General features: G+C 33.7%; 18 protein-coding genes. 9 read left to right on the plus strand and 9 right to left on the minus strand.

Annotated features, from left to right (window positions below):
* The first annotated feature begins 6 nt into the window (after positions 1-6).
* A complete protein-coding gene (locus tag JST55_03295; GenBank protein ID MBS1492508.1) occupies positions 7-756 on the plus strand; it encodes a nucleotidyltransferase domain-containing protein in 750 nt (249 codons plus the stop codon).
* A gap of 44 nt (positions 757-800) precedes the next feature.
* Here JST55_03295 and JST55_03300 read toward each other — a convergent pair whose 3' ends face one another.
* Positions 801-1,193 carry a nuclear transport factor 2 family protein gene (locus JST55_03300; GenBank protein ID MBS1492509.1) on the minus strand — a complete coding sequence of 131 codons (393 nt, stop codon included), beginning with the start codon at positions 1,191-1,193 and terminating at the stop codon, positions 801-803.
* An 88-nt stretch (positions 1,194-1,281) separates the two neighbouring features.
* On the minus strand, positions 1,282-3,402 hold the full coding sequence (locus JST55_03305; protein ID MBS1492510.1) for a BatA and WFA domain-containing protein: 2,121 nt from the start codon (positions 3,400-3,402) through the stop codon (positions 1,282-1,284).
* A gap of 84 nt (positions 3,403-3,486) precedes the next feature.
* Between JST55_03305 and JST55_03310 the strand changes: the two genes are divergently transcribed.
* The 6 genes from JST55_03310 to JST55_03335 all read left to right on the plus strand — a co-directional run bounded on the left by JST55_03310 (position 3,487) and on the right by JST55_03335 (position 14,795).
* Entirely contained in the window at positions 3,487-4,119 is a 633-nt protein-coding gene (locus tag JST55_03310; GenBank protein ID MBS1492511.1) for a thiamine diphosphokinase, read from the plus strand.
* Between the two features lie 5 nt (positions 4,120-4,124).
* A complete protein-coding gene (locus JST55_03315) occupies positions 4,125-5,531 on the plus strand; it encodes a sodium:solute symporter family protein (GenBank protein MBS1492512.1) in 1,407 nt (468 codons plus the stop codon).
* Entirely contained in the window at positions 5,532-8,288 is a 2,757-nt protein-coding gene (locus JST55_03320) for a patatin-like phospholipase family protein (GenBank protein MBS1492513.1), read from the plus strand.
* 97 nt (positions 8,289-8,385) lie between these two features.
* On the plus strand, positions 8,386-10,896 hold the full coding sequence (locus tag JST55_03325; protein MBS1492514.1) for a SpoIIE family protein phosphatase: 2,511 nt from the start codon (positions 8,386-8,388) through the stop codon (positions 10,894-10,896).
* Between the two features lie 56 nt (positions 10,897-10,952).
* On the plus strand, positions 10,953-13,457 hold the full coding sequence (locus tag JST55_03330; GenBank protein ID MBS1492515.1) for a SpoIIE family protein phosphatase: 2,505 nt from the start codon (positions 10,953-10,955) through the stop codon (positions 13,455-13,457).
* A 45-nt stretch (positions 13,458-13,502) separates the two neighbouring features.
* Positions 13,503-14,795, plus strand: coding sequence for an adenylosuccinate lyase (locus JST55_03335; GenBank protein MBS1492516.1), 1,293 nt, complete (start codon positions 13,503-13,505; stop codon positions 14,793-14,795).
* A gap of 88 nt (positions 14,796-14,883) precedes the next feature.
* Here the strand turns inward: JST55_03335 and lexA are convergent, their stop codons facing one another.
* The 7 genes from lexA to JST55_03370 all read right to left on the minus strand — a co-directional run bounded on the left by lexA (position 14,884) and on the right by JST55_03370 (position 22,275).
* Positions 14,884-15,504: a transcriptional repressor LexA gene (gene lexA, locus JST55_03340; GenBank protein ID MBS1492517.1), complete on the minus strand. Its 621-nt coding sequence runs from the start codon at positions 15,502-15,504 to the stop codon at positions 14,884-14,886.
* A gap of 1,034 nt (positions 15,505-16,538) precedes the next feature.
* The gene (locus JST55_03345; GenBank protein MBS1492518.1) at positions 16,539-17,636 is read right to left on the minus strand and encodes a hypothetical protein; all 1,098 of its coding nucleotides are present in this window, start codon (positions 17,634-17,636) and stop codon (positions 16,539-16,541) included.
* A gap of 144 nt (positions 17,637-17,780) precedes the next feature.
* A complete protein-coding gene (locus JST55_03350) occupies positions 17,781-18,929 on the minus strand; it encodes a hypothetical protein (protein MBS1492519.1) in 1,149 nt (382 codons plus the stop codon).
* Between the two features lie 16 nt (positions 18,930-18,945).
* Positions 18,946-20,028, minus strand: coding sequence for a hypothetical protein (locus tag JST55_03355; protein ID MBS1492520.1), 1,083 nt, complete (start codon positions 20,026-20,028; stop codon positions 18,946-18,948).
* 30 nt (positions 20,029-20,058) lie between these two features.
* Entirely contained in the window at positions 20,059-21,153 is a 1,095-nt protein-coding gene (locus tag JST55_03360; GenBank protein MBS1492521.1) for a hypothetical protein, read from the minus strand.
* Positions 21,154-21,172: 19 nt separating this feature from the next.
* Positions 21,173-21,520, minus strand: coding sequence for a hypothetical protein (locus JST55_03365; protein ID MBS1492522.1), 348 nt, complete (start codon positions 21,518-21,520; stop codon positions 21,173-21,175).
* Between the two features lie 26 nt (positions 21,521-21,546).
* Positions 21,547-22,275 carry a hypothetical protein gene (locus JST55_03370; GenBank protein ID MBS1492523.1) on the minus strand — a complete coding sequence of 243 codons (729 nt, stop codon included), beginning with the start codon at positions 22,273-22,275 and terminating at the stop codon, positions 21,547-21,549.
* A 214-nt stretch (positions 22,276-22,489) separates the two neighbouring features.
* Between JST55_03370 and JST55_03375 the strand changes: the two genes are divergently transcribed.
* Together JST55_03375 and JST55_03380 are read left to right on the plus strand one after the other, a co-directional pair.
* Positions 22,490-23,140, plus strand: a complete 651-nt coding sequence (locus tag JST55_03375) for a TetR/AcrR family transcriptional regulator (GenBank protein ID MBS1492524.1) — start codon at positions 22,490-22,492, stop codon at positions 23,138-23,140.
* Positions 23,127-24,089: an efflux RND transporter periplasmic adaptor subunit gene (locus tag JST55_03380; protein MBS1492525.1), complete on the plus strand. Its 963-nt coding sequence runs from the start codon at positions 23,127-23,129 to the stop codon at positions 24,087-24,089. The genes JST55_03375 and JST55_03380 overlap by 14 nt, the downstream gene beginning before the upstream one ends.
* Position 24,090: the final 1 nt, after the last annotated feature.

Below are 24,090 nucleotides of genomic sequence, written 5' to 3' on the forward strand. Positions count from 1 at the left end.
AGTAATATGGAAAACATAAGAGAAAAAATAGTAAACTCCCTCGTTAAGTTATACGAACCGATAGAAGACGTTTACGCCGTCTGGGAAAACGGCTCTACTGCGTTCAATAGATTAGATGATTACAGTGATATTGACTTAGCTGTTGAATGCGAAAAAGAAATAATTCCCTCACTGATAGAGAAGACAGAAAAGCTGCTGGAAGAGGTTGTAGGTATAGAAGCAAGATATGAGATAAAGCAAAATCCTTTTCCGGGAATGGAGCAGGTGTTTTATAAATTTAAAAATACCTCGCCGTTTTTATTACTTGATATAGGATTTTTAAGACACGGAGAAAATAAAGAAGGATTTATTCAGCCGGAGATTCACGGAGAAGTGAAAGTTCATTTTGATAAAATCGGAATGACGGAAGTGAAGGAGTTAGAGAAAGGTGAATGGGATAAAAAAATGGCTGCAAGAGTGGAGTTAATAAGGAAGCGGCATGAAGTATTTGGTATTATGCCTTTGAAAGAGCTGCCCCGTGAGCAATATGTTGATGCCTTTGCTTTTTACTATGGTTTTTATTTAAATACACTTGTTGAACTGCTCAGGATAAAATATAAACCGTTCCGCTACAACTTTGGCTTAAGATATCTTAAATACGATTTACCGCCTGAAGTTTTTGCAGAAGTAGAACCTTTAGTATTTATGAAAGATCCTGAGGACATGAAAAATAAAATTCACAAAGCTAAGGCGATGATTGAAGAGTTATTAAAATAAAAATATTGAGCATCCAGGCTAAAGTCGGGATGCTCAATATTAAATTACTTCAACGAATTAACTGCATTGTTAGTATCAAAAAAATTTTCGTAAGATATGATTTTACCGTTCTGAATTTCCCACAACATAACCCAATTGCTTTCAAACCTCTTTCCTGTTTCGTTGGCTGTTCCAGAAAAAAAGCCTTTAACTGCAACATTATTTCCACCTTCAATAAATAACTGAGGCTCAAATATATCAAAAGTTAATGCATTTCCCATACCTGTGAAGAATTCCATAACTTCTTTTTTCCCTTTTCTTTTTCCGTTATGGGGAATATCAGGATATCCAGGATCAATCCAGTTTATATCATCGTGCAATGATTCAAGTAATGCCGGAATATTTCCTTTTTGAAAGTTAGAATAAGCTTCTTTAATAAGCTGAATGTTTTTACTCATTTCTATTTTATTTTTATTTTTTGTGAATAAAAATAATACGAACGTACGATAATTTTGGATTTGGAAAATTTTGGATGGGGGAAATCTATTATTCTTGCATAATTTTTCTTGATAGAAAAAGTTCAGCGGCAACGAAAACTAAAGCAAGAATTAAAAAGTATTTCCAGAGCTCAATTCCGAACTTAGCTTCTTTAATTGATTCTTTTACCTGATTAATATCATTAATTACCTTAACATTTTTAAAGGAGCTTTTAAAATATTTTTCAATTTCTTTTGCATCTTCTTTTGCTAAATTGCTTTCATTTGAATTGAAGTTTAACGCGAAGGAATATTTTGAACTGGAAGAATCGCTGAAAGAATATACACCCGGCATTGAAGAAAAATTGCTGTAAGGTAAAGCAATATAAGATGAAGTAATAGAAGGCGTATAATTAATTTTGTTCTTAGCCGGATTTACTGCTGAGCTTACTCTTAAAGACTGATTTAAACTTATCACATTATTCTTTCCTATTGTATAAGCACTTTGATTAACATTTCCTTGGGAATAAAATATACTTCTCACAATCAACGGAACAAAAATACTTTTCATTGGCAAGTCTGACATCTTATCATTTGCAGATACTGCGCTTAATAAAACTCTCCCCTGCCCAACATTATTTTCTGTTAAGAAAGGTCTGTTATTCGAAAGCTCAATTAATGTCACATCTTTCTCTCCCGGAGTAATGAAATAAAAACTTTTAAGCTCGGGAGAATCCAATATAAATTTATCTGAAGTAAAGTTTAATTTTTCATTCTTAAAAATTCCTGAAAGCAGCGGATGCTCAAAATTTACACGGTTAAACTTTATTGATTTATTTGAACTTTCATCAGCATTTATATTACCAAGATGCGCAGAGTTTAACTTTGTAAATAAAGTATTATAAGAATTCAAATCAGCATTTTGTGAAGGGAAAAAGTAAACTGTACCGCCGTTCATTAAATAGTTGGAGAGGCTTTCAATTTCAGCATTTCCAAATTTTTCTATTCCCGATACAAAAACAATATTATAATCAGATATTCTGGTTGGTACAGCGCTTTGCTCACTGATTTCAAAAAGATTACTTTTACTTTTTACAGAATCTGAAAGCAATGACGAAGCGGATTCTACTGCCAGCTTTATAAACTTAGTATCATTACCTATCAGACCAATCTTAAATTTCTCAGGAATATAAAACGAAAAATAAATTTTATTATCGTATTTGATTTCATCGTCCTGCGCATTATCTATTGCAAGCTCAATCATTCCCGAATTATTGCCGGACTTCTCCGCTTTAAAAGTCAGCTCAATTTTTTTGTTTTCTGATGACTGCAGGTCAATAACTTTTTCGCCCTTTAACACAAAACTTGAATCATTTCCTTTGCTGTAAATATTTATTGTTTTATTAGATAGCGCATACTGTGAAAAATTATGCATGTTAACACTTAATTTAACATCTCTTTCCTGCTCAATAATTGCAGATTCTATTTTAAAATCCTCCAGCGCAACATTGTTTACTTCCCTCTTCCCGATATTAACTGCAAATAATGAAAAATCCGATTGTGCGCTTAAACTACTTACATCTGAAAAATTATTTTTCTGGAAGTCGGAAATTATGTAAACATTTCTATTGAGTGATGAAGATTTGTTCAGCAAGTTTTTTGCAAACTCCAGACTTTGCGGTATATTAAAATCTTTATAAGATATCGATATGTTTTTTATTGAGTCCTTGTAATTTGTCTGCGTATTTGTCCAGTAAACGGGAGAAGGTTTCCCAAACTCTGATGATGCAATAATTGTAATTTCATCTGAGGGATTCAGAGTTGAAATAATATCGTTCACTGACACTTTGGATTGCTCAAGGTACTCACCATAAGCATCTTTAGCGGACATGCTGAATGAATTATCAATTATAATTATAGAAGCGCTTGATGTTGAGCTGTTTCCTGCAGCACTTTTATATACAGGATTTGCGAAAGCAAGAACAAGAAACGTTATTACTAAAATTCTGAAGAGCAGCAATAAAAGCTGTTTTAGCTTAATCCGTTTCATCTTGGATTTTTGCAGCTCCTTTAAAAACATTAATGTGCTGAACTCAACTTTCTTTAATTTTCTCAGATTAAAAAAATGTATGATAATCGGGATGGATATGGCAAAAAGGGCGAATAGTATCGATGGATTAAGGAATGTCATTCAGCAATTAAGGCTATAGTATTTGTATTTAAAAAGTTGTTAATAATAGCAATATTTTGTGCAATATTTACGAAAAAATTTTTAATGAAAGCTGTCATATTTTTAAACGGAAGATTACCAAGCACAAAAATCATAAAAAAATTCGTTCATAAAAATACTTTAATTATTGCTGCCGATGGAGGAGCAAATCAAATTAAAGAAATTAAAATCAGCGTTCACGTTATAATCGGTGACTTAGATTCCATCTCCGATGAAAGCAGAAAATATTTTATACGTAAAAAAACAGAGATAATTAAAATAGAAGAACAGGACTCGACTGATTTTGAAAAAGCACTTAAGCATTGCCTTAAGAAAAAAATTAAAGAAGTAACTGTCTTCGGCGCAACGGGAATGAGACCTGACCATACATTGAATAATTTCAGCATACTAAAAAGATTTTATAAAAAACTTAATATATGTCTTATCACTGATGACTTTGCTGCTTTTTATTTGCCTAAGCGTTTCTCCTTTAACTACAAATCCGGAGAAACAGTTTCATTAGTCCCAATGCCAAGTGCTACAGAAATAAAAACCAAAGGATTGGAATTTCCTCTTAATAATGAGACTCTTGAGTTTGGCAAACGGGAGGGAGCGCTTAATAAATCTAATTCGGATAAAGTCAGTATAAGTTTCAAAGAGGGCGACATGCTTATTTTCAGAAAACATTTTCTAGCATAAACTTATTGAGAGTTTCATTTTCCATATACGATTACGCAGTTATAATTTTATACTTTGCAATTTCAATTGTAATAGGGTTAAGAGTAAAATCGGCCGATAAAACAAATGAAGGATATCTTGTTGCAAGCAGAAGAATTACTCTGCCTGCATTTGTTGCCACGCTTGTTTCAACTTTTTACGGGGGGATTTTAGGTGTAGGAGAGTTCACTTACAACTACGGCTTTTCAAGCTGGATAATGAATGCCTTCCCCTATTATTTTTTTATTACGATATTTGCATTTTTCTTAGCTAAGAAAATCAGAAAGAGTTCTTTATATACAATACCGGATAAACTTGATTTGGTTTACGGGAAGGAAGTCAGTATACTAGGAGCGTTCCTTGTTTTTCTGTTGGTAACTCCTGCGCCATATCTGCTTATGCTTGGAATAATATTACAGGTGATAACGGGATGGTCAATACAAGTTTCTATTTTAGTCTGTCTTTTACTATCAATAGTTTATTTATTCAAAGGCGGATTAAAGGCAGATGTAAACGTGAACATATTTGAGTTTGTAATGATGTATGTCGGCTTTGCAGTTATATTACCGTTTTGTTTTTCTAAGATAGGAGGCTTTGGAGTTCTGGCAGATAAATTGCCTGCGGGGCATTTAACTCTTACAGGCGATAATTCATTATCGTATATCTTAGTCTGGTTTTTAATAGGCTCATGGTCATTGGTTGATCCGACTTTTCACCAGAGATGTTATGCTGCTGAGTCGCAATCTACTGCAAAGAAAGGTGTTCTGATCTCATTAATGTTTTGGTTTATATTTGATTTTTTTACAATAACAGTCGGGCTTTATGCAAGAGTATTTTTGCCCGATTTAAAAGAGCCGCCGATGGCTTATCCGTTACTGGCAGATTCTATTTTGCCTATAATTATAAAAGGAGTTTTCTTTACGGGAATGATTGCAACAGTGATGTCAACTTTACATTCGTATATTTTTGTATCGGCAACTACATTTGGCAATGACATTGTTTCAAGAATAAGAAATCAGAAGGATGTGCTTAATAGGTTTTCAAAAATCGGTATTATAGTAACGGCAATTATTTCATTAATAATTTCATTTTACTTTCCTTCAGTGGTACAGATATGGTATTTAATCGGAACTTTATGTATTCCTCCGTTATTAATAAGTATAATAACTTCATATTTTGAAAAGCTTCAGGTAAAATCATTTTATATTTTCAGTTCGATGCTGGCTTCATTTATTATTTCACTGTCTTCATTTCTAATAGGTCAATTTAACATGGTGGACGGAAATCCCGTATATCCGAACGGATGGGAGCCGATGTACCCCGGTTTAATTGCCGGTCTTGGAATTTATTTTATAGGATTGTTAGGAAAGAATTTAAACAAAGCAAAAGTTTAATTGAGAAAGTCATTTATCAAAATATTAATTGTAATTTTTTATATAATCTTGCCTGCAATTTGTTTTGCGCAGGGAGTTCAAATAACTGATACATTAAAATTAGATTACAGAACTAAAGAATCATTAGATACAAACTTATTTAATGTATTCCCAAAGAAAGTAAATAAAACGAAGGTCGGGTTAGTATTAAGCGGCGGAGGCGCAAGAGGAATTTCTCAGCTTGGAGTAATGAGTGTGCTTGATGAGAACAATATTGATATTGACCAGATAACGGGAACAAGTATAGGCGGTGTAACAGGAGGATTATATGCTACGGGTTACGCACCTAAAGATATAAAAGAAATTTTCAAAAATGTTGACTGGGTAACTACATTAAGCCTTACTGATAAATATCAGAGGCAGTATTTATTCTTAGACCAGAAATATATTCAGGATAAAAGTCTGATTTCAATTTCAATAGACGGGTTTACCCCCACATTGCCCTCATCTCTTTCTTCGGGGCAAAAGCTGACGGAACTGATAAACATTCTGATGCTGAATGCGAAATATCATCCGAGAAAAAATTTCAAGGACTTGAAAATCCCGTTGGCTGTGGTTGCAACAGATTTTGACAAAGGTGAAAAAGTGGTTCTGACAGAGGGAAATTTAAGTGAAAGCATAAAGGCTTCTTTCACTTTTCCTCTGTTGTATTCTTCAATAAATATTAAGGGCAAGAATTTGGTAGACGGAGGTTTGACTGCAAATATTCCGGTAAGCGTTTCAAAAGAGTTAGGTGCTGATTATACTATTACTGTGAATTCGACCAGCCCGTTAAGAAAAAGAGAGGAGATAACAAATCCGTTATACACTGCAGACCACATACTTTCTATTACAATGAATCAGCTGAATAATTCTCAGCTGCAGAATTCTAATATTGTTATCACTCCTGAAATAACAGGAACCTCAACATTCGATTTTGATAAGATAGATTATTTATATGAACAGGGAAGAATAGCCGCTCAACAGCAGGTTGGAAAAATTATAGAGGGAATTGACTCTGCTGAAATTGCATCATCAAAGTACTTCAATAATTTTCTCATTAATCCCACATCGAAAATAACTTTAATTGGTGAGCTGCCTGCTAATTTGAATTTTTCAAATGTCATATCAAGTTTTAAAGACTATAAGTTTGTACGATACACTGAAATTGAACATAAATTGAAAATGCTCTATAGGACAGGATATTTCAGCAGCATTGATGCTCAAATAACAGGAGAACCTACGGGGGCAGTAATAAACTTTGTTGCGCATACAAATGATGTACTTGAAAATGTTATCTCAAATAGTTCATATCCTCAGATAACAAATATTATTAATGATTTCAGAATTCTGAATAAGAACTCAACTTTAAATCTTAATGACTGTCATAAATTTTACGAAAAACTTTTGCAGGCATTAAGAGATAATAACCTGAGTCTCGTTGAAATTGAAAAATTTTATTTTAATCATTCTACCAAAACTCTTGAGATATATTTTTCAGACGGTAAAATTAACAATCTGGAAATCACAGGTAACGTAAAATCAAATGAAAATTTAATTCTTCGTGAACTCTCATTTGATAAAGAAGAAGTATTAAGCAAGGATAATCTGGAAAACTCTCTTAAAAATATTATCGGAACAAATTTGTTCAGACAGGTTAGCTTTGATTTTGAATATAACAAAAAGAAGTACCAGCCCGACTTAATGATAAGAGTTGTTGAAAGAAGCTCAAGAAATATCAGAATTTCGGGAAGAGTAGATAACGAAAGAAATCTTCAGGGATTTTTTGATATAAGAGATGAAAACTTGTTTGGAACGGGCTTAGAAACAGGAGCATATTTTGCGGGTGGATTAAGGAATCAGTATTTTGAATTTGAATTCAAATCAAATCAGCTGTTCAAGTCTCCGCTTACATATGATTTATCATATTATACCGGTTTTAAAAACCTTTACGAATATAAAACTATTATAGATAAAGACAACGATACCTACGATAGAACTCAACTCGGAGAATACAGAAATAAAAAGACAGGATACAGTATTCTTGTTGGTCTTCAGGTTGAAAAATTAGGGACAGTTTACGGGCAGTTAGGTTTTGAATATCTGGCAGCAGTAAGTTTAACTCCAACCAATATGCTGAGGGAGGAATATAATACATTGAAGTTGAAGTTCGGAGGCAATTTCGATACGCGTGATGTGTTTCCGTATTCTACAAACGGCTCGCTTATTAATTTCTTTTACGAGACATCTCAAAACAGACTAGGCGCTGATATCAGCTACTCTAAAATATTTTTGAATTACGATTCATATTTTCCTTTAGGAAGGCTGCACACATTAAGACCGAGATTTATTTTCGGTTCAGCTGATAATACTACTCCGCAGCCGGAGTTTTTTACAATCGGAGGAGAAGATTCTTTCTATGGAATGGTTGAGGACGAAAATACAGGAAGACAGATTTTTGAGTTCTCTTTAGAATACAGATTCAAATCTCCCTATAAATTTTTCTTTGATACGTATTTTAAAACCAGATATGATTTAGGCAGGGTCTGGGATAATACAACAGATGTAAAGTTTAAAGACTTACGTCACGGTATTGGAGCATCAATATGTTTTGATACACCTGTCGGAGAGTCCAGTTTCTCAGTCGGAAAAACGTTTCTGATTCAGAAAGGATTGACTCAGGATTCGTTTATTTTCGGTCCTTATACATATTATTTTTCTATTGGTTATAAATTCTAATATTCCCCTCGTTTATTCTTCCAAATATGAAGTTCTTTTTACAACTTAAATAGTTAATTTTCGTATTAACTACCAACAATTCATTATAAAAAACTGAATGCTCTCCGGTAAGCTTTCTGAAAATACCGTAAGAACTGCGCTTATATTAATTACAACTTATTTTGTAATTATGTTTGGCGCAATTATCTTAAAAGCTTATGTGAATCCTCTGGGTATAGATGATTCCGTGAAATCCTATGTCGAAGACGGAAAATATGCCGGTATGTTTTATTTTTACAAAGTTGAAAAAGGCGGGGCATGTGACCAGGCAGGAATTAAACCGGGAGATTTACTTTTAGCAATTAACGGTCAGAGAATTACTGAAATATTTCAAGACCAGTACATACTTAACAGTCTAAAAGCAAACGAAATAGCAGAATATAGTATTATACGAAACGACCAGGAGTTCAAGATAAATGTTAAAGTAAGAAAATACTTCCATCTTTTATTTTATATTTTTTCACTTTTAGGCCTTCTTTTTTTAGTCATAGGGTTTTTAGTAGGGTACTCAACTCCAAAGGAGAAGACTTCCCTGCTCTTCTATTCACTCGGGATGTGCTGTTCTTTAGGTTTTTTAATTTACGGCGGAGTGCAGCTATATGTAAAAACTAACTCATTCCTTTTTTATAATTGTTTCTTTTTCTCTTTGCTGTTCCTTCCTATATTCGTGCATTTTATTGCAAGTTACCCTATTGAATATTCGTACCGTTTCAGGAAGCCTTTGCTTGTATTAAATTATCTTTTCATTTTCATTCTTCAGATTTTATTAAATCTGAATTATGCATATAACTACATTGATTTACCTTCTTTGTTTTATCAGTTCATACAATATATAAATCTGATTTATATCATTGCTGCTCTATTATTGTTTATAAGGTCATTTATAAAAGTTAAAGAGCCTCTGCTAAAGCAATCGTTAAAAACAATTTTATATGGATTTATTATAGGAGGTTTCGGCTTTATATATTATTTTGTTCTGCTCTCATTTATTTACGGAACAGATAACGCTTACAATACAATTTTAAGAATTCCCGCAATTGCTGTGCTTGCCATACCAATTTCTCTTGGATATTCAATATTCAAATACAGAATTCTTGAAACCGAATTTATAATTAAAAAGAGTTTAGTATTTGGAATTGTAACGGCTTTCATAGTCGGATTTTATCTGCTGATAGTATTTCTCATTGATAGTTTTGTTACAGTTTATTTTAATACCAACAAGCAGATTTTAACAATAACTGTAGTTATTATCATTACTTTCACTTTTGATTTTGTTAATAAAAAAGCAAAGGAATTTGTAGATAAAAAACTTTACCGCGAAAGATATAATTACAGACAGTCACTGTTAGAGTTTACTACTGAAATTCAGTATCTGCCAAACATTAAACAGATAATTGAAATATTTGCGCGTATTGTAAAAAGGTCGATGGGTGTGAAAAGAATGGATATTGTGATTAAAAATCTTGATTATTTTCAGCTACTTCAGGAAACAAATTACAAGCAGGACAGACAATTCATTGATGAAGATGATGATATAAGCACAACATATTTGAAATTATTTGATAAGGATAAAAAGTCCAAACTGCTTTACGCAGCACAAATACAGGAACTGAATCTTGACGAGACCGATAAAAAAGTTATTGCCGAAAACGGAATTGTTCTTACAATACCTTTAGTATACGATGATAATCTTATTGGAGCTTTGAACTTCGGACCTAAAGATTCCGGCAAAGCTTATTCTGATGAAGATATAGATTTGCTTGAAACTCTTTCTTCACACTGCGCAGTAGCATTTGAGAACTCAAGGTTATTGAGAGAAGAATTGGAGAAGAAAAAATTGGATGAAGAGCTTTCAATTGCAAAAAATATTCAGGCAGGACTTCTTCCAAAGCTTAATAAAAAAATTGAAGGCTTGGATATAAGCGGGATATCAATTCCTGCAAAAGAAATCGGCGGAGATTTTTATGACTGTATTGAAATGGGAGATGACAGATATTTAATAGTGATAGGCGATGTATCAGGAAAGGGTATTCCTGCAGCTATTTACATGGCGAAAATACAAGCAATGATTCAATATGCATCGGGAATTTATTCTACTCCTTCTGAAATTTTGAAAGAAGTAAACAATTTGATTTACGACGATATGGACAGGAAATCATTTGTTACAATTGAACTTGCAATATTTGATTTAAAGAATGAGAAAGTGAATATCTGCAGAGCAGGACATAATCCTTCTATATCAGTGAAAAAAGATTCAATCAATTTTATTACAAATACCGGTATTGGCATTGGATTAGATAAGGAAAAAATCTTTAATGAAAACCTTACAGAGAGCGAGCTTAAAATTGTAAATGGTGAAATATATGTATTCTACACTGACGGACTGACTGAGGCATTTGATGAAAAAAGAGAACTTTATTCACAAAAAAGATTATTCGAAATTCTTGGAAAGAACAAGGAACTGCCGGCTAATGAAATTACTAAACAATGTATAGACGATATTATATTATTTAGAGGAAGTGCCGAACAAAACGATGATATTACATTACTTGTTGTCAAAACTTCTTAAGCATTTTAGTGTAACCTTTTTGGTTTTATAATGTATATTAAGAGTATAAATTTCTTATGAAATTCTTAAATAAATTTTCAGAGCAAAACCTTCGATATTTCTTCAGTTTTGTAACACTGATTGTATTCTTCCTGTGCTCATACTCATTTTTGGATAATTCTGTTTTTAACAGAATGACAAACGATGACTGTCTGTGGCTGGAAGAAAATAATGGGGTGAGACTTAAAGAAGGTCTGTTGATTACTCAGGTAGTGCCCGGGGGAACAACAGATAAAGCCGGAATAAAAGACGGCGACATCTTGCTTGAAATAAACGGAAAGAAATTTAAGGATACGAAAGAAGCGCAGAGACTAATTAACAGCGCTGAAACAGGTGAAGTAATGACTTATACTGTTCAAAGAGGAAATGAAATTTTGAAATTCTCTTTTCAGGCATATAAGTTTTTTAACTTAGTTCTGATTGTATTGTTTTTACTCAGCCTGGGTTTTTTACTTAACGGATTTGCAGTCGGCTACTCTAAACCAAGAGAAACATCTTCACAGATTTTCTTTTTCATGTCTCTTGCATTTTCATTATCATATATCCCCGGAACTGACCCGTATGGTGAATACAATCCTATCATAATTTACATATATTTTTTGCTAAAGATTATTGGTGGAGCATTTGTAAGCCCGTTATTTGTTCACTTCTTTATTTCATATCCAACAAAAATAGAATTCAACAGAAGAAAACTATTTCTATGGATTATTTATCTCGTTTCAATTTTTGCAACAATTCTTAACCTGAAATACAATTCCTTCTGGCTTTCCTTTAATGTTATCAATGCAATTTACCTGACTTTAGGCGCGCATTATATGATTAGGTCTTACTCCAAAACTGAAAACGCTACGATAAAGAAATCGTTCAAGATAATAATCACCGGATTTTTCATAGGAGTTGCCGGTTTTACTTATCTTTTAATTTATTCACTCATTGCAAAGAAGGCAGCTTTCCTTGTCTCTGCATTATGGTTTTTACCATTCTTACTTGTACTTGCTATTCCGTTGTCATTCAGCTATTCAATCTTTAAATATAAAATTCTTGATACTGAATTTATTATAAAGAAGGGTCTGGTATTCGGAATTCTGACTTCAATAATAGTTTTATTCTATCTTGGAATAGTCTACACTGCCGATTCATTTTTAAGCGGATACATTGGCACTAATAAAAAAATCATAACTTTTACAGCGATAATTGTAATCACTTTTACATTCGACTTCTTCAATAAAAGGGCAAAGGATTTTGTTGATAAGCAGTTTTATAAGGACAGATATAACTACAGAAAGGCACTCCTTGAGTTTTCGCAGGAGCTTCCAAAAATGAAAAGCATAAGACAGGTCCTTGATAAGCTTGGTATTTCTGCAAAGCAGATAATGGGAATAGAAAAACTTAATGTATGGATTTACGATGACCGATATTTAAACATTCTTAAAAAAGAACTCGAACTAAAAGAAGTAAACAAGACCATTACTTTTAAGGATATCTGGCTTGATGAACTGATGACTAAAATTTTCAGAGAAAATTCCGAACCGGTACTACTCTCTGAAATTGAAATTGATGGAATGAACCTGACTGAGCAGGATGTAGAAGCAATCAAAAAAGCAAACATTTATCTGGCTGTTCCGATTTATCTAAAGAATAAATTAATCGGAGCATTAAACTTCAGCAAGAAGCCATCCGGTAAAGAATATTCAGAGGAAGATATTGACCTTCTTAAAACAATCGCATCTCAGACTGCAATTTCATTTGAGAGCTCAAGACTTCAGATAGAAGAACTTGATAAGCAAAAAATTGATGAAGAGCTCGGTGTAGCAAGAAAGATTCAGGAAAGTCTGCTGCCTGACAGAGCCATTAAAATGGAGAGACTGGATCTCGAAGGTACTTCGAGTCCTGCTAAAACAATTGGCGGTGACTTTTATGACCTGATAAAAATAAACGATACAAAACTGCTTGTAATTGTTGCTGACGTATCAGGGAAAGGAATTCCTGCAGCATTGAATTTATCTAAAGTGCAGGCAATGATTCAGTTTTCGACGAAGGTATTTAAATCTCTGAGGGAAATTCTGATGTCAGTTAATAAACAGATTTACAATAAGATTGACAGAAAATCATTTGTAACAATAGCAGCGGGATTATTTGACCTGGAAACAATGACTGTGAAAATCTGCAGAGCAGGACACAACCCAACACTTTTTGCTAATGAAAATGAAGTGAAAGAAATTAATTCAAAAGGCATCGGACTTGGTTTGGATAATGCAAAGCTATTCGATGCAAACTTACAGGAAACTGAATTGAAGTTAAACTCAGGTGATGTTTTCTTATTTTACTCTGACGGATTAACGGAAGCGATGAATGAATTCAAAGAGGAATTCGGATTGCCGAACGTTAAAAGAATACTTAAAGATAACGCTGCTAAAACCTCAATGGATATACAAATGAATCTGATTGACGAAGTGAAGGCATTTAAAGGGCATGCAGAACAGAACGACGACATTACTCTTGTAACAATAAAAATTAAATAGGCTTCTCATACCATGAGTTCAGCCTTATAAAATCTCTCAAACAATATGATTCCGCGTTACTCACGAAAACAGGTCAGTGATATCTGGTCTGATGAAAGCAGATTTAAGATCTGGCTTGATATAGAAATACTTGCATGCGAAGAGCAGGCAAACCTTGGCATTATTCCGAAATCCGCAGTAAAAAACATAAGAGCAAAAGCAAAGTTCAACACACAGAAAGTCCTTAAGATAGAGGAGAAAGTTAAACATGATGTTATAGCTTTTCTTACTAATGTTGCCGAGTACGTAGGGATGGATTCACGGTTTATTCATATGGGAATGACAAGCTCAGATGTTGTTGATACATGCCTCTCTGTTCAGATGAAGCAAGCAGGAGAGATTATACTCAAAGACTTAATCTATGTTCGAGAAAGCTTAAAGAAGAAAGCAAAGAAGTATAAGTATCTTACACAGATTGGAAGAACGCATGGAGTACATGCAGAGCCTATTACACTCGGGCTTAAGTTTGCTTTATGGTACGATGAAATGAACAGGAACATTGATAGAATGAAGAGAGCTATTGATATCATTTCAGTCGGGCAAATCTCGGGAGCAGTTGGAACATATGAACATCTTTCACCTAAAGTTGAAGCATACGTCTGCAAGAAGCTTGGACTTAAGACAACAAAGATATCAACTCAGATATTACAAAGAGACAGACACGCTGAGTACATGAACACATTGGCTTTGATTGGCTCATCCGTTGAGAAGTTTACGACTGAAATAAGGCATCTTCAGAAGACTGAAACGCTCGAGCTTGAAGAGTCATTTTCTAAAGGACAGAAGGGCTCATCGGCTATGCCGCATAAGAAGAATCCCATTACTTGTGAACGTTTATCAGGGATGGCAAGAGTGCTGAGAGGTAATGCATTGGCTTCGATGGAGAACATTGCGCTTTGGCATGAGAGAGATATAAGCCACTCATCTGTGGAAAGGATTGTGGTACCGGACTCAACAATTCTAACAGACTATGTGCTTTATCAATTCAAACAAATTGTTGATAATATAGTAGTTTATAAAGAAAATATTAAAAAGAATTTAAATCTTACTAACGGATTAATTTTTTCTCAGACAGTTTTATTAAAACTTATCGAGAAAAAAATGAAGAGAGAAACTGCATATAAAATTGTACAGGATGTAGCAATGAAATGCTGGAGAGAGAAGATCAGTTTCTTTGAACTGTTAAAGAACGATTCTGAAGTTAAAAAATATTTAACTGAAAAAGAGCTAACCGATATTTTCGACTACTCAAAATCAAAAAAGAATATAGATTTTATTTTTACTCGTGTCGGCTTGTAAAATTTACCACTAAAACTTTAAACCACAAAATCTCACTAAAGAAATCATTAATTTAGTCGGGAAAAAGTCGGGTTTTAAAAAAATACGCTTACGCTACAAAGCCTCTTCTAAGTTCAATTACTTTTCCGATTATACTGAACGGTCTGTTCATAATTGCTTTGTATCTCGGATTAGCTGCCTCTAAATAAGCTTTTATTTTTGTTTTCTTCAAAGTCTTGCATGTTGCTTCGTCATCGAGTAAGGCAATAACGACGTCTCCGTTATCTGCATCGTCCTGCTTACGAACAATCACAATATCTCCGTCATAAATTCCGGCATCTTTCATACTTTCACCTTTTATTCTTAAAGCGAAGTGAATTGTATGCCCCGCTTTATTTTTTTCCATGGTTACATATCCCTGAATATTTTCCTGAGCGAATATCGGCTCGCCTGCTGCAACGTTTCCATAAATCGGAATCATATCTGCCATGTCCTGAGTCTTGTTATCGCCGGGACGCGTAACTTTAAATCCGCGGGCAACATCAGGGTATCTTTTTATAAAGCCTTTTTTCTCAATGGCGAAAACGTGGTCCTGAACTGTGCCTAAAGTGATTTTAAATTCCTCTGCAATTTCCTTCAGTGTCGGAGGAAAAGGATTATCAATAGAGAACTTCTCTATGAAATTAAGGATCAAATCCTGCTTTTCTGTTAGTTTTTTTGCTCGTGCCATATATTATATACTTTATTTAATTAACCTTAAACAAATATGGCTTAAATCTCTTTAAATATCAAGTGATATTTATTATAGGAAACTGAGGGTTATGAAGAGAAAGTTTTTTTGCAGTGAGAATTTCAATTACGTGCAAATTAATTGTAGCATTATTGTTGCATTCTTTAACACAGATTTTTGATACCGCCCCCTCAATCCCCCTCCTTGAAAAGGAGGGGGAAGCTATATAAAAAAGTCGGGAAATAGTCGGATTCCTGAACACTGATTAATATGATTTTTATGATCACTCAGTTGTTACAAAATTGTCGCATTATTGTTGCATTCTTAACCACCCCTCAATCCCCCTCCTTGAAAAGGAGGGGGAAGTTCCTGAAAAAATGAAGAATTCCTTAAAATAGAATAAAATAAAGTTACATTGTTGTCACATTCTGATCAAAGTTCAGTTCCGGCTTTAGCTGGATTGTAACATTATAGTAGCATTTTTCTCAATTTGCAGACCTGACAGGATTAAAAACCTGTCAGGTTAATTTATAAAAAGTCGGGAAATAGTCAGATTCTTTAATACATATTTTGATACCGCCCCCTCAGTCCCTCCCGCCTTTTGGCGGGACAGGCTCTCCTTGAAAAGGAGGGAAAGAATTTGCTAATATAAGATTGTGAGCTACGATCAGTCTTGTCTTTAGCGGGATTGTAACATTATTGTAACATTTTCTCAATCTGCAGACCTGACAGGATTAAAAACCTGTCAGGTCAATTTACAAAATAGTCACATTATTGTCGCATTTTGTTCCTCAACTTTTTTAGATTTAATTCTACCAAATTATTTCTTTCAATTGATGGATTTTTGATGGATTTTTGACGGATTTTTCTGCAAAATAAGGGAAATCATTTTCTTCATTCGGGGGCGTCTGTCCCGATTCCATCGGGACCCACCGTAAGTCCAAAATTGATAAAATCAATTTTGAACTTACGACGGCCGAACCTCCGGTTCGGAGACGCCCCTATCACTTTAAACATATTCCAAAAATTAGATATTAGAACACAGGTACCCAATTGAGATTTATACCTATTGTATTGAAATTTGGATATGGTACTTCGGTATTCAGTCCGCCGTTGTCTCTTCCCGGCTGACGCAAATTTACATAATCGACTTTTATTAATAGAGGAGTTTTCATTTTGAAAATTAAATCTAGCGGAATCTTAACACCTGCTCCATATGTGAACTGTGTAAATTTTGATAAATAATACGAAAGAATTGAATTAGTAAATCCGGCATTTCTTGATACGTATCCCATCCTAAAAAATAAAATATCATATATACAAAATTCACATCCAGCCTTGTAAGTATAATATTTTGCTATATTGAGAATTTTTTCAAATTCAAAATATCCTAAAAAAGAAAATTCTTCTCCATTTTTTTTCAGTCTGTCACCCTTTTGAATAAAATCATAACTGCCTCCTATCCGGAAAATTACAGGAAGATAAACATTGTAGGTAAAATCCAGGTCTGAATAAACATACTTAGAATTTGTAAAATTATTTACAGATAATCCCAATTTGAATTTATGCGATTCAAATTTATTCTGCACCGCGTGTATTTCAAAATTTTTCAACACTCCAAAATCGAATGTAGGAACTAACCCCTTGTTATTGAATTCTCTCACAGGGAAACGGGGATTGTTATCTTCAACCAAATTTATATTAACTCCCGCATAAAAATCTTTTACCATTTCACGTGAAAAATTTAACGTGTAAATATAAGGTTTGTAAATTGTTGAAACAGAATATTCTTCATTGAAATCAAAATGGTATCTGCTTAACCCTATGCTTCCTATTTTATTTAATTTATAGGTAGCTCCGAAGTAATTAAAAAAGGATTGCCGTGAATTATAATACCTCCCTGAAAATGAAGTGTTAATATTTAGACCTTCCGAAAGACCTGAAAGCGCGGGATTATAAAAAGAGCCGAAGTCATTCTGATTATCTGCTACGTGTCCCCTTCCCATTGCTTCAGCTCTTGCGCTCGGCTGCCGGGCAAGAAATAACTCTTCAAGATAACCGTCATATTTATCTGACTGGGAATAAGTAATTCCCGAAACTAATAATAATATTAACACAAGGATTTTTCTCATAACAGTTCAGTATTATATTAATTAACAACATTTGAAATATTAAACAACTAGGACATCTGCAGTTCCCTGGCGTAGCTAAACAATATACTAAGATCATACTAAAAGAAAAAAATGTTACTCCCTATTAGCACGTATAGGTAATTTTTACGGTATGTAATTCAGATTAAATGCATATGTAGTATATGCCTCTCCGTCAGGACTTGCATTACCACGAACCGGAGTTGATAAATGTGCAAAATCAAATTTCAGAACTAAAGAGTTTTTCATATTAAACATTTCACTCAGGGGAATTTTTAATCCCAATCCGAATGAAAAATCAAATTGAGTTTCATCGTTTTTTGAATTTGTATATCCGGATTCATATTGATTATCATTTACACTTGTATTAAAATATCCGGTTCTAATGCTGAAAAAATCTGCAATCAGTAATTCCTCTCCAAATTTATAAATAACATCATATTCAGAATTCACCACATTTTCGTATTCTATGTTAGTAGTTGACTGAATAACGTAAGCGTCTTTTGAAGATTGCTTTGGTCCCAGCTTCACGTTATAGCATGCCCCTAATCTTAAAATTTGCGGGAGGGAATAAGTTTCCGCTTTGGTGCGGTAATTAGTAATTGCCGGTTTGTTTATATTATAAATTGACGCACCTATAATTATTGAGTGCAGACTCTTGTTAACTTTTGTAGGTTCAAATTCAAATTTTTTCAATAAACCGAAATCTAAAGTAAACGCATCTACAGCAGCAGTAGATTTAGGTTTTTCATTACCTACCTGGAAAGGAACAGGAATAATATCAAATCCCATATGAGATGCTCCGAAGTTTACACCTGCATAAAAATTCTTAACTATCTCCCTTGAATAATTTAATCTGTAAATTGAGTTGTAAGTAGCCGGCCTTGTATAACTATAGAAGCGGCGATCTTTGTAATTGTATTCTCCAACATTCAAAAAATATCTGCTGAACGAAATGCTTCCGATTTTTTTATCCGAATATCCCAGCTCAAGATAGTTGAGCTTTATTGTCTCATCAAAATAATAAGGGGATGAAAAAGAGGCGTTGGCAGTAATGCCTTTACTCATAGATGTGAGCGCGGGATTATAGTATGAACCGAAATCTCCCGTCATGGATACAGCTGATGCTTTTCCCATTGCATCCACGCGAGCGCTTGGCTGACGGTTCAAATAAAGTTCGTCCATTGCTCCATTGTATTTTGGAATATCGGAATCAGACTGAGAGTAAGCTAATGAAGAAAATAAAATGAGGGATAATAAACAGAGTGTTTTCATTTTAATAATAAATAATTTACGGTATATAATTTAAACTAACAGAAAGTATTGCATATTTGCCGTAATCATTATATGTGTATCTTGAATATTCGTTCAGGTCATTTTTCATATAATCTACTTTTAATTCCATAGTGTTTTTTGTTAGCAATAGTTTATTGATTGGTATGTTAAGACCTAATCCAAAAGTAATTACAGATTCATCTCTTTCAAATCCGTCATGGATTTTAGAATAAAAATATCCGCCTCTCACAAATAAGATATCCCATAGTGACATCTCTTCACCAAATCTGAACGTTCCGAAATAGTCTGAATTGATTACTTTATCAAATTGTATATGGGTAAAAAACCCAAGCGGATAAGGAACAGCTTGACGTTCTCCCTTTTCAATTTTAAGCTGGTGACTTGCGCCTAATCTGAGTGTTACCGGTAAAGGTGTGAGATATGTATCTCCTACTTTTGAATTTGTAAAATTGGAAATTGACGCGCCAGCCTCAAATATCTGTTTGTTATCTTCTGATTCAATTTCAAATTTTTTTAATACTCCTAAATCCAAAGTAACTCCATCAGCAATAAAAAAATTTCCTTGATAGCCGTTAGCAGTACTCCAATGATAATAATTGTAATAGTGAAATATACCCAGATTGATTCCTGCATAAAAATCTTTGACTATTTCCCTGGAATAATTTACGGTATATACTGCATCGTAATAACTGCCTTTGAGTTGCGCTTTAAAACCCAGATTATCTTCACGTGCCTTACTGAATATGTATGCACTCACTCCAAAGTTTCCAATCTTATCATTTCCGTATGAAACTCCAAAATAATTTATACTGGGCTTACCACTTTCCGATTGCGAATAGGAATAATCTGCATTAAATCCTTTGTTCAGACTTGTCAAGGCTGGATTGTAATAAGAACCAAAATGGCCATCTGAGTTTGCTACAAGTCCCCTTCCCATCGATTCTCCCTTAGCGCTCGGCTGATGATTGATAAACAAATCATCGAGTATTCCTTTATAAAGATTATCATCTATTGTAATGTCCTGAGAGTAACATAAATTTGAGACTATTATTAAAAATAAAATGCAGAGTTTTTTCATTAGAAGAATTAATTTTTTTGATTGCATTTTTTAAAATCCCGGTGTCCAGTTTAATTTAAAGCTAAGCATCTGATACTTTGTAACGTCTTCAGGATATTCAATATAATTATCCGTCGGAACAGGCTTTAAGCTTGCATAGTTTATCGATATATCTACAGGCGATTTCTTTTCCAACAATAAGCTTATTGGAAGATTAAGACCTATACCGTAGTTTATATTATCTTTATCCATTGAAGAATACCCTGCCCTTACAGAAATCAAATCTATTAGTGTTCCTTCTATTCCTATCTTTTGTTCATTATTCCTGTTTGAATTTACCACTGATTCATTTTCCAGATGAACAAGTAAATTCATAAGGCTGAGATTGGAGATTAATTTATTTTTCCTGATATTAATATTGTAACTGAAACCTAAGCGAAAAATCTGCGGCAAAGGAAAATAGTACGCAGGCTCATAATAACTTTCTGCAGGAGTATAAGCTTTGGAATTTGTGATATTATAAAAAGCACCGCCTATTTGAACTCCCTGAAAAACATCGGCATTAATTTTTGAGACAGGTATTTTTATCAATATTCCTGCATCAAGTGAATACAAACTTTTATTTAGACTTTCTAAATACTGTTTTGAATTGTACGGGTTAAAATAATGCGGCTGAACGCTGTTTATATTTATTCCCGCAATGAAATCTTTTGATATATCTCTCGAATAATTGAAAGTATAGATTGTATGGTTATTCTTGTAAAGATATTCATTCTGATCTTCAGGTATCCATGAGCGTTCAACGATCTTATAATTCACATTGTAGCTGCTGACTGAAAAAGTCCCCACTTTTTTAAAATTGTAAGATGCATTCAAAAAATTGTAAGATGTACCTTTGTATCCGGGATATCCCTGAGAAAATGAAGTATTGATGGTAAGTCCTTTATCAAGTGATGTTAATGCCGGATTATAATATGAGCCGAATTCATTTTCAGTGTATGCTGAAAATCCTCCTCCCATCGATGCAGATTTCGGACTCGGCTGCCGGCCGAAATAAAGCTCTTCAAGAAACCAGTGATAATCTGAGGACTGAGCGAATAAAGCACTGCCCGATAAAATCATAAAGAAAATAGCCAGTGTTTTCATGGGTAAATTTATTTTTAAATTAAAAACTTGGAGACCAGTTTAAGTTTATGCTGAATGTTTTGTAATAATCGTATTTATAAAAATATTCATGCCAGTAATAATCCCATTCAGGCTGCTGATTTAAATGGACGTAATCAGCGGATACTGAAAGAGGAAATTTAGTCCTAAATATTTTATCCAAAGGAATTTTCAATCCGAATCCGTAAGTAAAGGGAGTAAAATCAGATGCAAGTTTATATACATAGGTGTTTCCTACATAATAACCGAGCCTTACTGCAAGAAGATCAAACAATATAGTCTCGCTTCCAAGTTTTATAACAACATATCTGTTTGAATTTGTGACAGCTTCAAATTCTAAATGCGCCAAAAAATTCAGCAGCTTGCCTTTATTAATTAGCGGATTACCCGAAACAGATAAATTATAACTTCCTCCCCACTTACTATGGACGGCAAAACAAAATACTCGGGGTCAATTCCACCTCCTGTCGTGTATTGAGCCTTGTTTATGTTATAATAAGCAGCACCCATCTGAAATAAATTAGAAAATTTTTGAGATGAACTGATTACGGGAAATTTGAACAGGAGACCAATATCAATCGGAACACTGTTTTTATCTATATAGGAAGAATAAACAATATTTAAATTTACACCCGCATAAAAATTTTTCAGCATTTCCCTTGAGTAATTCAAAGTATATATGAAATTACGATTTTCAATCACATATTTTTGTTCGACGTATTCCGAACCATTATAAATAAGTGATGTAAATGTGTTGACATTGTAATAGGAATATCTGCTTAAGCCGAAGGTTCCTACATTTCTAAAATTGTATGATGCTCCGTAATAATTGAACTTTGAATTCTCATAATCTTTGTAATCTCCGGAAAAAGATGTATTGAAAGTAAGTCCCTGACTCAGGCTTGTAAGGGCGGGATTGTAATAAGAACCGAAGTCGTTGTTTGTATTTGCTACCAATCCACCTCCCATAGACTGAGCCTTGGCGCTTGGCTGCCGGTCAATATATAGTTCACGGAAGAAATCGTAATAGGCAGGAGTGTAATTTTGTGAATAAGAAATACCTGAGGATAGAATAAGAAACAAAAATAGCCAGACGATTTTCATTTTTTAATTGTGATTAACGGAATAAAACAGATTAAAAAAGTAGAATGTCTGTTATGGGGTTGGTGTTTGTTTATTGGAATTGTATAAATATCTTATGTAGGTATTGTAATTTTTGAAGTAATGTAAATTATACAGCTTTCTATTTAAAATCAACTCAGAATTTGTATAACATTTAATCTTGATATAAAAAATTAGTTTTATTAAATTGGAAACTATGAAGACCAATTTAGTTTCCAGCGATAAATTAAGTATTTCGGAAAAAGATAAGATATTATTCTACTCACAGAATATTTTTTTCAAAGAAGGATTTAATAAGATAACGATTAACGAAATTGCTTCCGGTCTGATGATTAGCAAAAATACCATCTATAAACACTTCCGCTCTAAGGAAGTTCTGCTTCATGAAGTAATACATAACTTTCTAAATAAGACTCAGGAGAGAATCGGTAAGATAGTAAACTTCGAGGAGAATTCCGTATTAAAATTTATTTCACTCCTGAATTTCATGGGCAAAACGCTCAGCACAATCTCTCCTTACTGGATGAACGACTTAAAAATTCACTCGCCTGAGCTTTGGGAAAAAATGGATAACTTCAGAAAAGAAAAAATGTACACCTTCTTATCAAAAATTATTCTTCAGGGACAGAAGGAAGAATTGGTTGCAGAGTTTCCTCCGTCTATAATAATTGAAATTTTTATTACCTCAGTCCGCTCAATCATAAATCCTTATTTTTTAACCACACATAATTTTTCCTATAAAGAAGCCATCGACAGCACATTCGATATTCTTCTCAATGGTATTCTAACAACTAAAGGAAAAAAAGTTTACAGGAATTTTTCAAACCACAATTATGAGATACATTAATATTGCCCTACTACTGTTTGTATTCCTATACGGATGCTCCAAAAAAGAAGATACCGATACTATTACATCAACAGGCACAATTGAAAGCGTAAATGTTACCATCAGTTCCAAAGTCGCAGGACAGATAAGCTCGCTTAACTTCAAAGAAGGCGACAGAGTAAAACAAGGAGATTTGCTTATTGCAATCGACCACGATTTACTCGATATACAACTACGTCAGGCACAGGCAGGGGTTGATTTAGCTCAGGCGCAGTTCAACCTTGTAAAGAACGGCGCAACAAAGAATGATATTAAAATACAGAGTGATTTAGTCGAGCAGGCAAGAATAAATCTTGAAGCGGCAAAAATTGAGCGCGACAGAACAGAAAATTTATACAAAGAAAATTCAATCACAAAGCAGCAATATGATAATGTGCTTTCCAGATATGATTTAGCGGCAGCGCAGTTACAATCCGCAAAAGATAATCTTACAAGAATAAAAAATATTACAAGACCGGAAGATATTGAATCTGCCAGAGCGAATCTCAACAAGGCAATTTCAGCCTATGATTTGCTTAAGCAGAATATAAGTGACTGCAGTGTTTACGCTCCCGTAAACGGAATAATTTCAAAAAAATATGTTGAGCAGGGTGAGATTGTAAATCCGCAGTCATCACTTTTGAAAATCTCAGACTTAGAAACCGTTAATCTAATGATTTACGTCTCTGAAACTGAGCTTGGAAAAGTTAAGCTTAACGAAACTGCTGACATTACAGTTGACTCATACAAAGATAAAGTTTATAAAGGCAAAGTTATTTTTATTTCACCGGAAGCAGAGTTCACTCCGAAAAATATTCAAACTAAAGATGAAAGAACGAAGTTAGTGTTCGGAGTAAAGCTTGAAATTCCAAATCCTCAATTTGATTTAAAGCCGGGAATGCCCGCCGATGCAAAACTATTCGTGAAATGAT

Source organism: Bacteroidota bacterium (genome assembly GCA_018266835.1).
Lineage (GTDB): Bacteria > Bacteroidota > Ignavibacteria > Tepidaquicellales > Tepidaquicellaceae > JAFDZO01.

What these genes read in the sequence shown, in the direction of transcription:
- JST55_03300 (MBS1492509.1), bottom strand. Translation starts at nt 1,193, where the DNA reads ATGAGTAAAAACATTCAGCTTATTAAAGAAGCTTATTCTAACTTTCAA.
- JST55_03375 (MBS1492524.1), top strand. Translation starts at nt 22,490, where the DNA reads ATGAAGACCAATTTAGTTTCCAGCGATAAATTAAGTATTTCGGAAAAA.
- JST55_03295 (MBS1492508.1), top strand. Translation starts at nt 7, where the DNA reads ATGGAAAACATAAGAGAAAAAATAGTAAACTCCCTCGTTAAGTTATAC.
- JST55_03335 (MBS1492516.1), top strand. Translation starts at nt 13,503, where the DNA reads ATGATTCCGCGTTACTCACGAAAACAGGTCAGTGATATCTGGTCTGAT.
- JST55_03355 (MBS1492520.1), bottom strand. Translation starts at nt 20,028, where the DNA reads ATGAAAAAACTCTGCATTTTATTTTTAATAATAGTCTCAAATTTATGT.
- lexA (MBS1492517.1), bottom strand. Translation starts at nt 15,504, where the DNA reads ATGGCACGAGCAAAAAAACTAACAGAAAAGCAGGATTTGATCCTTAAT.
- JST55_03360 (MBS1492521.1), bottom strand. Translation starts at nt 21,153, where the DNA reads ATGAAAACACTGGCTATTTTCTTTATGATTTTATCGGGCAGTGCTTTA.
- JST55_03325 (MBS1492514.1), top strand. Translation starts at nt 8,386, where the DNA reads ATGCTCTCCGGTAAGCTTTCTGAAAATACCGTAAGAACTGCGCTTATA.
- JST55_03350 (MBS1492519.1), bottom strand. Translation starts at nt 18,929, where the DNA reads ATGAAAACACTCTGTTTATTATCCCTCATTTTATTTTCTTCATTAGCT.
- JST55_03380 (MBS1492525.1), top strand. Translation starts at nt 23,127, where the DNA reads ATGAGATACATTAATATTGCCCTACTACTGTTTGTATTCCTATACGGA.
- JST55_03330 (MBS1492515.1), top strand. Translation starts at nt 10,953, where the DNA reads ATGAAATTCTTAAATAAATTTTCAGAGCAAAACCTTCGATATTTCTTC.
- JST55_03305 (MBS1492510.1), bottom strand. Translation starts at nt 3,402, where the DNA reads ATGACATTCCTTAATCCATCGATACTATTCGCCCTTTTTGCCATATCC.
- JST55_03370 (MBS1492523.1), bottom strand. Translation starts at nt 22,275, where the DNA reads ATGAAAATCGTCTGGCTATTTTTGTTTCTTATTCTATCCTCAGGTATT.
- JST55_03345 (MBS1492518.1), bottom strand. Translation starts at nt 17,636, where the DNA reads ATGAGAAAAATCCTTGTGTTAATATTATTATTAGTTTCGGGAATTACT.
- JST55_03310 (MBS1492511.1), top strand. Translation starts at nt 3,487, where the DNA reads ATGAAAGCTGTCATATTTTTAAACGGAAGATTACCAAGCACAAAAATC.